Genomic DNA, 12,035 nt, shown 5'->3' with positions numbered 1-12,035 from the left:
CGGTATCCAAATCGCCCCGCATCGAAAACCCCGCGCATGGAGGCGCCGGGTTGGTTGACGCCATGGCCGGAAATGGGTCTGAATGGCCTTTATCCATTCCGAACCCTGGAGGAGGCATCATGGCAAGCGAAGGGTACCACGAACCGGTGGAGGATCTGACGGCCCATACCCGGGACATGCACCGGGCGATCGTGTCCCTCATGGAGGAACTGGAAGCGGTGGACTGGTACCAGCAGCGGGTGGATGCCTGCACCGACTCGGAGCTGTCCGCTATCCTCGCCCACAACCGGGATGAGGAGAAGGAGCATGCCGCCATGCTGCTGGAGTGGATCCGCCGCCGGGATCCCGCCTTCGATCGCCATCTGCGGGACTACCTGTTCACGGACCGGCCCATCGCCGATCTGGAGAAGCACGCCGGGTAGGGATCGCCGCCAGGGGGTCAGATCACCTCCAGCACCTCCGCCAGGCGCCGGGCGGGGGTGATCTCCATGTCCCGGATGCCCTTGCGGGGCAGGTTGGCGGCCGGCACCACGGCCCGGGTGAAGCCGTGCTTGACCGCCTCCCGCAGCCGCTCCTCGCCATTGGGCACGGGGCGGATCTCCCCCGCCAGGCCCACTTCACCGAAACTGACCATATCGTGGGGCAGGGGCCGGTCGCGGAAGCTGGAGAGGGCGGCCAGGAGCATGGGCAGGTCGGCGGCGGTCTCGCTCACCCGCACCCCGCCCACCACGTTGACGAACACATCCTGGTCGAACAGGGCAAGGCCTCCATGGCGGTGCAGCACCGCCAGGAGCATGGCCAGCCGGTTCTGTTCCAGCCCCACGGTGATGCGCCGTGGCTGTGGTGCATGACTCTCCGCCACCAGGGCCTGCACCTCCACCATGAGGGGGCGGGTGCCTTCCCGGGTGACCATGATGACACTGCCCGGCACGGGTTCCTCGTGGCGGGAGAGGAAGATGGCCGAGGGGTTGGTCACCGGCTTGAGACCCGTCTCCAGCATGGCGAAGACCCCCAGTTCATTCACCGCCCCGAAGCGGTTCTTCACCGCCCGCAGGATGCGGTAGCGGCCGCCCGGGTCCCCCTCGAAATAGAGCACCGTGTCCACCATGTGCTCCAGCACCCGGGGTCCGGCGATCTGACCCTCCTTGGTGACGTGGCCGACGATGAACAGGGCGGTGCCGGTCTGCTTGGCGTGGCGCACCAGCACGGCGGCGCTCTCGCGTACCTGGGATACAGAGCCCGGCGCCGACTGCAGCTGTTCCGAGTACAGGGTCTGGATGGAATCCACCACCATGGCCCGGGGGGCTTCGCTGCGGGCGTGGGCCACGATGCGCTCGACGCAGGTCTCCGTGAGCAGGCGCAGGTCGTCGCAGGGCAATCCCAGACGGCGTCCCCGCAGGGAGACCTGCTCGGGGGATTCCTCGCCGGTGACATAGAGGCTGGACAGGTCAGGGAGGGTGGCCAGGGTCTGCAGCAGCAGGGTGGACTTGCCGATGCCCGGGTCGCCGCCGATGAGCACCACGGAGCCGGCCACCAGCCCGCCCCCCAGGGCCCGGTCCAGCTCGCTGATGCCCGTGGACAGGCGGGCCTGGCCGCCCCCCTGTACATCCCCCAGGCGCTGCACCCGGGAGGGGGCGTCGCCGGCGTAACCGGCAAAGCGTCCGCCGTCCCCGGCGGAGGTCTCCACCATCTCCTCCATGCGGTTCCAGGCGCCGCAGTCCGGGCACTGGCCGATCCACTTGGGGGATACGGCCCCGCAGGCGGTGCATTGATAGCGGGTGCGGGTGCGGGCCATGGGGATCAGGCGGTGTCCGTGTCCGCCGGCGGTTGCTTCAGCCGTGGCCCGATGCGGGCCGTCTTCACGGCATTGCTCTTCACGTGCACGATCTCCACGGGGTAGCCGTCGATGAGCACGCTGGTGCTGGCCTCGGGAATGGTCTCCAGGTATTCCAGCAGCAGCCCGTTGAGGGTGCGCGGACCGTCCAGACGGAAGGTGGTGCCCAGGACCCGGTTCAGTTCCCGTAGCTGGATGGAGGCATCCACCAGGTGGCTGCCATCCGCCTGGGGCGTGATCTCCGGGGAGACATCCGCCGGGTCGGTGGTGAATTCCCCCACCACCTCCTCCAGCAGATCCTCCAGGGTCACCAGGCCCTGGATGTCACCGTACTCGTCCACCACCAGGCCGATGCGCCGGCGTTCCCGCTGGAAGTTGAGCAGCTGGCGGTTCAGGTTGGTCCCTTCCGGGATGAAGTAGGGATCCCGCAGGTGGCGGCGGAGCTGTTCCCGGCCGAAATCCCCCTGGTGCACCAGGGGCAGCACACGGCGCAGGTGGATGAACCCCAGGATGTGGTCGATGCTCCCCTGGAAGACGGGCAGACGGGTGTACTGGCTGTGGATGATCTGGGCCTCGATCTCGTCCCAGTCGTCTTCCAGGTCGATGCCGACGATCTCGTTGCGCGGCACCATGATGTCCTCCACCGTGGCCTTCTCCAGGTCCAGCAGGTTCACCAGCATGCGCTGGTGGCGTGCCGGGATCAGGTTGCCCGCCTCGTTCACCGCCACCCGCAGTTCCTCGCTGGAGAGGGCGTGGTGCGATCCTTCCCGGGGCCGTACCCCCAGTGCCCGCAGCACCCCGTTGGCCACCATATTGACGGTCCACACCAGGGGGTAGGCCACCACCAGCAGGGGGGTATAGACATAGGAGGCGGGGTAGGCCACGCGGTCGGAATGGGTGGCCGCCAGGGTCTTGGGGGCCACCTCGGCGAAGACCAGCAGGGTCAGGGTGAGCAATCCGGTGGCGATGGCGACCCCGGCGTCCCCGTAGACCCGGTAGCCCATGTAGGTGGCCACCTGGGTGATGAGGATATTGACGAAGTTGTTGCCCAAAAGGATCAGGCCGATGAGCCGGTCGGGCTGATCCAGCAGTCTCTGGGCACGACGCGCCCCGCCATGGCCCGCCTGCGCCAGGTGGCGCATGCGGTAGCGGTTGAGGGACATGAGCGCCGTCTCCGACCCGGAGAAGAAGGCCGAGCAGAAGAACAGCGCCACCAGGACCAGGGCGAGGACGCTCAGGGGGATTTCGTTCAAGACGCGTTTATCCGCAGGGCGATGGGCGGTCCATGCAGGGCATTAGACGGATCGGGGCCGTGGCCTGTCAAGCACGCCATGGGGGTCAGGCGGGCATCATCATCTCGACGATGACCAGGCTGCCCACGTAGGCCACCACCAGCCAGGCGAAGCCGGCCAGGGTCCAGCGCACGGCCTTGCGCCCCCGCCAGCCAAAGCGGAAACGACCGAACAGCAGGATGGCGAAGACGAACCAGGCGATGACCGCGAACACGACCTTGTGCATGAGGGAGCGGGTCATCACGTCGTCCCAGACGAAGATGCCGGTGATCAGGGCCGCGGTGAGGAAGACGAACCCCCAGCCGATGATGTGAAAGAGCATGGAGTCCATCATGGACAAAGGGGGCAGGGCGCGGATGAGCCCGCCGGGACGGTGATTGTGCAGGCTGCGGTTCTGCACCGCCAGCAGCACCGCCTGGATGGCGGCAATGGTGAGCAGGCTGAAGGCGATCATGGACAGCAGGGTGTGGGCCCGCAGGCCGGGTTCCATCACGTCCACCATGGGCGTCGCCCCCGCCAGGGCCATCTCCAGGGCCACCGTCACCCCGGCGAAGGGCAGGAGCACGATGCCCAGGACATGGATGGGATGGTTCAGGGACCACAGGAACAGGAAGACGGCGATGATCCAGGCGGTCATGGAGACGATGCCGAAGACCCCCATGCCCGGCCCCCCGGGGGCGAAGCTGAAGCTGTAGATGATAAGGGCGTGCAGCAGGATGGCACCGCCCCAGACCGAGAACAGGGCGATGCGACTGCGTATGCTCGCGCTGCCGCCGGCGGCGGCCAGGCGCAGCCGCTGCATGAGCAGGGCCCCGCCGGTGAAGTAGAGCACGGTGGCGACAAAACCGATGGTGGCAAGCAGCATGGAGGGCACCAAACCTTGGAATCCAAAGGGGAATCATTGCACAAAACACCCCACCTTTGAAGGCGGTCGTGCGCCCTTGATCTCGGCAGCGGAAGCGTTTCCCGATACAATGCCCTTCAACACCGTCCCGTCAGTGATGCGTCATGTTCGATAGCCTATCCGAGCGCCTGCAAGGCACCCTCAAACGCCTCCGTGGCCAGTCCCGGCTCACCGAGGAGAATATCCAGGACACCGTGCGCGAGGTGCGCAAGGCCCTGCTGGAGGCGGACGTCGCCCTGCCGGTGGTGCGGGAGTTCATCTCCCGGGTCAAGGAACGGGCCGTGGGCCAGGAGGTGGTGGCCAGCATCACCCCCGGCCAGGCCCTGGTGAAGGTGGTGAACGACGAGCTGGTGCATGTCATGGGGGATGCCAACGACGGCATCAACCTCAATACCCAGCCCCCCGCCGTGATCCTCATGGCCGGGTTGCAGGGGGCCGGCAAGACCACCACGGTGGCCAAGCTGGCCCGCTGGCTGCGGGAGCGCCAGGACAAGAAGGTGGTGGTGGCCAGTTGCGACGTCTACCGCCCCGCAGCCATCCGCCAGCTGGAGACCCTGGCCGGGGAGGTGGGGGTGGAGTTCTTCCCCAGTGACGCCGGCGACGATCCCCTGGCCATCGCCGAGGCGGCCCTGGATCATGCCCGCCGCCAGTACCGCGACGTGCTCATCATCGACACCGCCGGGCGCCTGCACGTGGACGCCGAGATGATGGAGGAGATCCGCCGGCTGCACGAGGGCCTGAACCCGGTGGAGACCCTGTTCGTGGTGGACAGCATGACGGGGCAGGACGCCGCCAACACCGCCAAGGCCTTCAGCGACGCGCTGCCGCTCACCGGTGTGGTGCTCACCAAGGCGGACGGGGACGCCCGCGGCGGCGCCGCCCTGTCGGTGCGCCACATCACCGGCCGGCCCATCAAGTTCCTGGGGATGGGGGAGAAGCCCACGGCCCTGGAGCCCTTTCACCCCGAACGCGTGGCCTCCCGCATCCTGGGCATGGGTGATGTGGTCAGCTTGGTGGAGGAGGCCACGCGCCAGGTGGATCAGGACAAGGCGGAGAAGCTGGCCCGCAAGATCAAGAAGGGCAAGCGCTTTGACCTGGAGGACCTGCGCGACCAGCTCACGCAGATGTCCAAGATGGGCGGGGTCAACTCCCTCATCGAGAAGCTGCCCGGGGCGGGGGACCTGCCGGAGGCCGTGCGCAACAAGGCCCACGATAAGGACCTGAACCGCATGGTGGCCATCATCAATTCCATGACCCCCAAGGAACGGCGTCATCCGGAGCTCATCAAGGGGTCACGCAAACGCCGCATCGCCGCCGGTTCCGGTACCCAGGTGCAGGATGTCAACCGCCTGCTCAAGCAGCACATGCAGATGAGCAAGATGGTCAAGCAGTTCTCCAAGGGGGGCATGGGCAAGATGATGAAATCCCTCAAGGGGCAGATGCCCGGGGGGCGCCTGCCGTTCTGAGATGCGTGGCCCCGGGGCCACTTGTTCCCGGGCGCCGCGCGTGTATAATGCCCGGTTTCTCGGGGGGTCGCCCCCTGTCCAGATACCAGATCAAGCAGGGCTAAGCGCAGATGGTTACGATTCGACTCGCTCGCGGAGGCGCCAAGAAGGCGCCCTTCTATAAGATCGTGGTCACCGATTCCCGCAGTCGCCGGGACAGCGGTTACATCGAGCGGCTGGGATACTTCAATCCCGTCGCCCGCGGTCAGGAGGTGCGCCTGCACATGGACGCCGAGCGCGTGCAGCACTGGCTGTCCAAGGGGGCCCGTGCCTCCGAGCGCGTCTCCAAGCTGCTCAAGGAATTCCAGAAGCAGAACGCCGGCGCCTGAGGCGCCCGTAAGCGGGGGCGAGGGCCGGATGGACCGTATCGTCGTGGGGCACATCGCCGGTGTCTACGGCGTGCGGGGCTGGCTCAGGATCTTTTCGGAAACCGAGCCGCGCACCCAGCTGATCCGCTACAACCCGCTGTACATGGAGCGGAACGGCCAGTGGACGGAGGTGCACGTGGAAGCGGGCCGGAGCCATGGCAAGGGGCTGGTGGCCAAGTTCCAGGGGGTAGACGACCGGGATGCCGCTGGCGCCTGTATCGGCTGCCGTCTGGCCATCACCCGGGACCAGTTGCCGCCCCTGCCTGAGGATGAATACTACTGGGCCGACCTGGTGGGTCTGCGGGTGGTCAACCTCCAGGGGGTGGAACTGGGGCGGGTGGATCATCTCCTGCAAACCGGTGCCAACGACGTCCTGGTGGTGCACGGGGATCGGGAGCGGCTGATCCCCTATGTGCGGGAACAGGTGATCCGGAGCGTCCAGCTGGAGGCGGACGAGATCCGGGTGGACTGGGACCCGGACTTCTAGACGTGCGCTTCGATATCGTCAGCGTCTTTCCCCGCTGGGTTGCCTCGGTGGCCGAGTGGGGCGTCACCGGCCGGGCCCGGGAGCAGGGGCGGTTGTCCCTGCACTGCTGGGACCCCAGGGACTACACCCACGACCGCCATCGCACGGTGGACGACCGCCCCTACGGTGGCGGGCCCGGCATGGTGATGAAGGCGGAACCCCTGCGCCGGGCCATCCAAGCGGCCCGGGGGGCGGATTCCCGTCCCGCGCGGGTGCTGTACATGAGCCCCCAGGGGCGGGTGCTGGATCAGGAGGCGGTGCGCCGCCTGGCCGAGACCGAACGGCTGATCCTGCTGGCGGGCCGCTACGAGGGCATCGACGAGCGCCTGATCCAGCTGGAGGTGGACGAGGAATGGTCCATCGGGGACTACGTCCTCTCCGGCGGGGAACTGGCGGCCATGGTGATGGTGGATGCCTGCGCCCGGCTCCTGCCCGGGGTGCTGGGGGATGCGGAGTCGGCGGCGCAGGACTCCTTCTCCGAGGGCCTGCTGGACTGCCCGCACTACACCCGTCCCGAGGTGTATGCGGACAGGGCGGTGCCCCAGGTGCTGCTCAGCGGTGACCATGGCCGCATCGCCCGCTGGCGGCGACAGCAGGCCCTGGGGCGGACCTGGGAGCGGAGGCCCGATCTGCTGGACGGGATGCAGTTGAGCGAGGCGGACCGCCGCCTGCTGGAAGACTATCAACGCGACCGCGCGAGCACGCAGGCCGCGCCGAGCAGTGACTGACAGGGGTCGAAACATGAGCAACATCATCCAACAACTGGAAGCCGAGCAGATGAACCGCGAGGTGGCCGATTTCACGCCCGGCGATACCGTGGTCGTGCAGGTCAAGGTGACGGAAGGCAACCGCGAGCGTCTGCAGGCCTTCGAGGGCGTTTGCATCGCCAAGCGCAACCGCGGCATCAACTCCGCCTTCACCGTGCGCAAGATGTCCCACGGGGAAGGGGTGGAGCGGGTCTTCCAGACCTACAGCCCGTCCGTGGCGGATATCAAGGTCAAGCGCCGCGGCAAGGTGCGCCGGGCCAAGCTGTACTACCTGCGCGGCCGGACCGGCAAGGCGGCACGTATCAAGGAAGACGTCAAGTAACGTCTCTCCCCCGCAGGGAACCAGGTTGGTGTCCTTCACTGCCCGTCCGGGCCTTCGGGTCCGGACGGGCAGTGTTGTATGGTGCGCGATGCATCCGCACCGACGCCTCCCGCCCATGACCCACCCCCACAGCCCGCCCGCGGCCGCAACCATCCCCGGTGCCATCCTGGACACCCCGGTGGGGGCCATCGCCCTGTACGCCGACACCAGGACCCTGTACCGCGTCGAGTTCCTCCCCCCGCAGCACCCGCCCTTCGAGACCCGGGAGGCATCGCCCCCCATACAACGGGCGCTGGTGCAACTCAGCGACTACTTCCGGGATCCCACGTCTGCCTTTTCCCTGCCCCTCGCCTCTGGCGGCACCCCCTTCCAGCGCCGCGTCTGGTCCGCCCTGGAGCGGATTCCCCCGGGACAGGTGCGCACCTACGGTGAACTCGCCCGGGCGCTGGACACGGCCCCGCGGGCGGTGGCGGCGGCCTGCCGCGCCAATCCCCTGCCCATCATCGTTCCCTGCCATCGCGTCGTAGCCGCCGACGGGCCCGGCGGTTATGCCGGGGCCGTCGCTGGCCGTCCCCTGGCGGTGAAGCAGTGGTTACTGGAACACGAGGGCGCCCCCTGCTGATCCCATGCGCTCCGGTTATGATCTTATTCCTTTAGTGATTGACATTTTTCAATCATCCCCGCACCCTTGACCCCGGGTCTACCCGAATCCCGTCTGCCGGATGGGGCCGCGGCCAGCCGCAGTCCCGGTCCTTCCGGCGCCAGGGAGACCTCAGGGGGGCCACATGTCCATACATGTGCGGAGGATGACAAAAATGCTCAGGCGACTGCTGTGGTATTCGATCCTGCTGTCGGGACTGGCCTGTGTTCCGGCGGCGGCGTCCGACTCGCCGTATCTCACCAAGCGCCAGCAGCTCATGATGCTGGCGGAGAGCAATCCGGCGGAGTTGACCCTGTGGAAGGGGGAGGAACTGTTCCACGAGAAGCGCGGCCCGAAAAACGCTTCCCTGGAGGCGTGTGACTTCGGGTTGGGTCCCGGCGTTCTGGAAGGGGCCTACGTGCAGATGCCCCGCTATTTCGAGGACGCCGGCCGGGTCATGGACCTGGAGAGCCGCATCATCTACTGCATGAAGACCCTCCAGGGCTTCACGGAGGAGGATGCCCCCATCGCCCGCAAACACTCCTCCACCACCCACACCGCCGACCTGGTGGCCCTCTACACCTATATCGCCAGCCAGTCCGACGGCATGAAGTGGGATCCCCCCATGGATCACCCCATGGAGCGGCTCACCCGGGATGCGGGGGAGGTGCTGTTCTACCGCCGCGCCGGGAAGATGGATTTCGGCTGCGTCAGCTGCCACAGCGAGCAGCGCAAGCGCATCCGGCTCTCCTACCTGCCCTCGGTGCATCAGCCCGCGGAATGGGCCAAGGCCATCTCCTGGCCCGCTTACCGCATCGGTCACGGCGTGGTGCGCTCCTCGCAGCACCGCGTGCGGGGCTGCTACTGGCAGATGCGCCAGGCCGGCCTGAACTTCGGCTCGGAGGCCTCCATCGCCATCCTGTCCTTCTGGACGGACCAGGCCCGGGGGCATGTGGCCACCCTGCCGGATCTGAAGCGTTGAAGGGGGGAAGAGCATGTATCCATGGAATCATCGAACCGTGATGGTCACCGCTCTCCTGGCCCTGGCCGGGGTCGCCGGCTGCGCCCAGCAGGAGACACCGGAGCGGTCCCGGGGGCCCGATCCGTTGCAGATGACACCGGAGGCATACGCCGAGTATCTGGTCTTCGAATCCGGCAGTTTCCGTCTGGACCAGCCCGTGCAGGAGGGGGGCGATGCCCGCCAGCGCATGGAACAGGATGAGATCCAGCGGTTGTGCAGCGAGACCCGTAACCGGCCCCCGGCGGATGTGGCCGCGCGCATCGTGCGCATCGCCCGGGAGAGCATCCGCTATCCCGAGGGCGGCATCCAGCTGGGGGACTGGCGCAAGGGGGCGGAACTGGCGCGCAGCGGCTACGGCTACCGCGTGGGTCACCGCAACGACGATCCGGATCGCACCGCGGGGGGCAATTGCTACGCCTGCCATCAGATGGATCCTGACGAACTGGGCTACGGCAACCTGGGGCCGAGCCTCACCAACTACGGTGAACTGCGGGGCCAGGGCGAGTCGGTGCGCCGTTTCGTGTACGAGATGATCTACAATCCCCACGCCTACTTCCCGTGCACCAACATGCCGCGTTTCGGGGTCAACGACTTCCTCAGCGAGGAATCCATCTCCCATATCATGGCCTATCTCCTGGACCCGGAATCCCCGGTCAACCCCGGCATCGAACCCGGGGAAGGGGAGCGCAGGGGATTGTGAGCCCCGTTCCGCCCCCGGCGGATATCGCCACCAAGGCCATCGGGCCCGGGGATCCCCCGGGCCTTTTTGCATCGCCCCCTTGAAATCCCTGCCGTCATCCCCATGTCTCTGGCCGATACCCAAAACCCATCCCCATCCAGTGGAGCATCCATGAGCGTCGACACCCACAAGGAAACCCGATCCTTCCAGACCGAGGTGAGCCAGCTGCTGCACCTGATGATCAACGCGCTGTACTCCAACAAGGAGATCTTCCTGCGCGAGCTCATCTCCAACGCCAGCGATGCCTGTGACAAGCTGCGCTTCGAGGCCCTTTCCGACGATGCCCTCATGGAGGGGGAGGGGGAGCTCCAGATCCAGGTGTCCTATGACAAGGAGGCGCGCACCCTCACCGTCCGGGATAACGGCATCGGCATGAGCCGGGACGACGTGATCGAGAACATCGGCACCATCGCCCGTTCCGGCACCCGGGAATTCCTCGGCCAGCTCACCGGCGACCAGCAGAAGGACGCCCATCTCATCGGCCAGTTCGGGGTCGGTTTCTATTCCGCCTTCATCGTCGCCGACCGGGTCACCCTCACCACCCGCCGCGCCGGTATGGGGGCGGAACACGGCGTGTGCTGGAGCTCCGACGGCACCGGGGAGTTCACCGTGGAGACGGTGGAGCGGCCCGAACGGGGCACCGAGGTGGTGCTGCACCTGAAGGAAGGGGAGGACGAGTTCCTGGACGACTGGCGGCTGCGGCACATCATCACCCGCTACTCCGATCACATCCCCCTGCCCATCCGCATGCCGGGGCGGGATGATGAGGGCAACGCCACGGAGGAATGGGAGACCGTGAACCGGGCCTCGGCCCTGTGGACCCGGCCCAAGGGCGAGATCTCCGACGAGGAGTACCAGGCCTTCTACAAGCACGTGGCCCACGACTTCGAGGAGCCCCTGGCCTGGACCCACAACCGGGTGGAGGGCCGCCACGAGTACACCTCCCTGCTGTACATCCCCAAGCGGGCCCCCTTCGACCTCTGGGACCGGGACCGGCGCCACGGCATCAAGCTCTACGTGCAGCGGGTCTTCATCATGGACGACGCCGAGCAGCTCATGCCCACCTATCTGCGCTTTGTGCGCGGGGTGGTGGACTCCAACGACCTGCCGCTGAACATCTCCCGCGAGATCCTGCAGAACAACCGCATCATCGACGGCATCCGTTCCGGTTCGGTGAAGAAGGTCCTGGGGCTGCTGGAGGACATGGCGAAGAACGAGCCGGAGAAGTACCAGACCTTCTGGGATGCCTTCGGCCGTGTCCTCAAGGAGGGACCGGCAGAGGACTATGCCAACCGCGAGCAGATCGCCCGGCTGCTGCGCTTTGCCAGCACCCATACCGGCGAGGCGACGCAGAACGTCTCCCTAGCCGACTACGTGGCCCGCATGAAGGAGGGGCAGGACACCATCTACTACATCACCGCCGACAGCCATACGGCGGCCCTGCACAGCCCCCATCTGGAGGTCTTCCGCAAGCGGGGCATCGAGGTCCTGCTGCTTTCCGACCGGGTGGATGAATGGCTGGTGGCCCACCTGACGGAATTCGAGGGCAAGTCCCTCAAGTCCGTGGCCAAGGGGGACCTGGACCTGGGCGAGACCGGGACCGAGGAGGAGAAGAAGGCCCAGCAGGAAGCGGAGGAGCAGGTCAAGGAGCTGCTGCCGCGCATCCAGGAGGCCCTGGGCGAGCGGGTGCAGGAGGTGCGCTTCTCCCACCGGCTCACCGATTCCCCCGCCTGCATCGTCCTCTCGGAGAACGAGATGGCCCTGTACATGCAGCAACTGCTCAAGCAGGCGGGCCAGAACCTGCCCGACACCAAGCCGGTGCTGGAGGTGAACCCCGGACATCGCCTCATCCGGCGCATGGACGATGAGACCGACACGGAACGCTTCGGGGACTGGGCCCGGCTGCTGCTGGATCAGGCCATCCTGGCCGAGGGGGGGCAACTGGAGGACCCCGCCGGTTTTGTCCGGCGTCTCAACGCCCTCATCACCAGCGCCTGAAGCGGCCTCCCTGCGCTCCCCTTCCGGCCGGGAAGGGGAGGGGGCCTGTGTTCCGGGGCGCCCCTGAGGGGGCGTCCCCATTTCCCTCCCCGCCTTCGCTCCCTACCCCATGGGCGGGT

At 67.1% G+C, this 12,035-nt stretch carries 13 protein-coding genes; 10 read left to right on the top strand and 3 right to left on the bottom strand.

Annotated elements, in window-relative coordinates:
• Positions 1-119: 119 nt before the first annotated feature.
• Positions 120-422: an encapsulin-associated ferritin-like protein gene (locus CKO33_RS03650; protein ID WP_200179394.1), complete on the top strand. Its 303-nt coding sequence runs from the start codon at positions 120-122 to the stop codon at positions 420-422.
• A gap of 17 nt (positions 423-439) precedes the next feature.
• On the opposite strand, the gene radA is transcribed toward CKO33_RS03650, so the two are convergent.
• The 3 genes from radA to CKO33_RS03635 all read right to left on the bottom strand — a co-directional run bounded on the left by radA (position 440) and on the right by CKO33_RS03635 (position 3,991).
• Positions 440-1,795: a DNA repair protein RadA gene (gene radA, locus CKO33_RS03645; RefSeq protein ID WP_200179392.1), complete on the bottom strand. Its 1,356-nt coding sequence runs from the start codon at positions 1,793-1,795 to the stop codon at positions 440-442.
• A gap of 5 nt (positions 1,796-1,800) precedes the next feature.
• A complete protein-coding gene (locus tag CKO33_RS03640; RefSeq protein ID WP_200179390.1) occupies positions 1,801-3,087 on the bottom strand; it encodes an HlyC/CorC family transporter in 1,287 nt (428 codons plus the stop codon).
• An 85-nt stretch (positions 3,088-3,172) separates the two neighbouring features.
• Positions 3,173-3,991, bottom strand: coding sequence for a cytochrome C assembly family protein (locus CKO33_RS03635; RefSeq protein WP_200179388.1), 819 nt, complete (start codon positions 3,989-3,991; stop codon positions 3,173-3,175).
• Between the two features lie 143 nt (positions 3,992-4,134).
• Between CKO33_RS03635 and ffh the strand changes: the two genes are divergently transcribed.
• From ffh to htpG, 9 genes are all read left to right on the top strand, one after another.
• Positions 4,135-5,496, top strand: a complete 1,362-nt coding sequence (gene ffh, locus CKO33_RS03630) for a signal recognition particle protein (RefSeq protein WP_200179380.1) — start codon at positions 4,135-4,137, stop codon at positions 5,494-5,496.
• A gap of 110 nt (positions 5,497-5,606) precedes the next feature.
• A complete protein-coding gene (gene rpsP / locus CKO33_RS03625) occupies positions 5,607-5,864 on the top strand; it encodes a 30S ribosomal protein S16 (RefSeq protein WP_090487033.1) in 258 nt (85 codons plus the stop codon).
• A 28-nt stretch (positions 5,865-5,892) separates the two neighbouring features.
• Positions 5,893-6,390 (top strand): ribosome maturation factor RimM, encoded by a 498-nt coding sequence (gene rimM, locus CKO33_RS03620; protein ID WP_200179378.1) that lies wholly within the window; start codon positions 5,893-5,895, stop codon positions 6,388-6,390.
• A gap of 2 nt (positions 6,391-6,392) precedes the next feature.
• Complete coding sequence (gene trmD, locus CKO33_RS03615; RefSeq protein ID WP_200179376.1) at positions 6,393-7,157, top strand: tRNA (guanosine(37)-N1)-methyltransferase TrmD; 765 nt, start codon at positions 6,393-6,395, stop codon at positions 7,155-7,157.
• A gap of 13 nt (positions 7,158-7,170) precedes the next feature.
• Complete coding sequence (gene rplS, locus CKO33_RS03610; protein WP_200179374.1) at positions 7,171-7,518, top strand: 50S ribosomal protein L19; 348 nt, start codon at positions 7,171-7,173, stop codon at positions 7,516-7,518.
• Positions 7,519-7,633: 115 nt separating this feature from the next.
• Positions 7,634-8,140, top strand: coding sequence for a methylated-DNA--[protein]-cysteine S-methyltransferase (locus tag CKO33_RS03605; protein ID WP_200179372.1), 507 nt, complete (start codon positions 7,634-7,636; stop codon positions 8,138-8,140).
• A 193-nt stretch (positions 8,141-8,333) separates the two neighbouring features.
• Positions 8,334-9,140: a sulfur oxidation c-type cytochrome SoxA gene (gene soxA, locus CKO33_RS03600; RefSeq protein ID WP_200179370.1), complete on the top strand. Its 807-nt coding sequence runs from the start codon at positions 8,334-8,336 to the stop codon at positions 9,138-9,140.
• Between the two features lie 40 nt (positions 9,141-9,180).
• Positions 9,181-9,879 (top strand): sulfur oxidation c-type cytochrome SoxX, encoded by a 699-nt coding sequence (gene soxX, locus CKO33_RS03595; RefSeq protein ID WP_200179473.1) that lies wholly within the window; start codon positions 9,181-9,183, stop codon positions 9,877-9,879.
• A gap of 108 nt (positions 9,880-9,987) precedes the next feature.
• A complete protein-coding gene (htpG, locus tag CKO33_RS03590; protein ID WP_439099416.1) occupies positions 9,988-11,916 on the top strand; it encodes a molecular chaperone HtpG in 1,929 nt (642 codons plus the stop codon).
• Positions 11,917-12,035 lie beyond the last annotated feature (119 nt).

This window comes from Ectothiorhodospira mobilis (assembly GCF_016584115.1).
GTDB classification, from domain to species: domain Bacteria; phylum Pseudomonadota; class Gammaproteobacteria; order Ectothiorhodospirales; family Ectothiorhodospiraceae; genus Ectothiorhodospira; species Ectothiorhodospira mobilis.
This window is presented reverse-complemented; position numbering and strand designations above follow the sequence as displayed.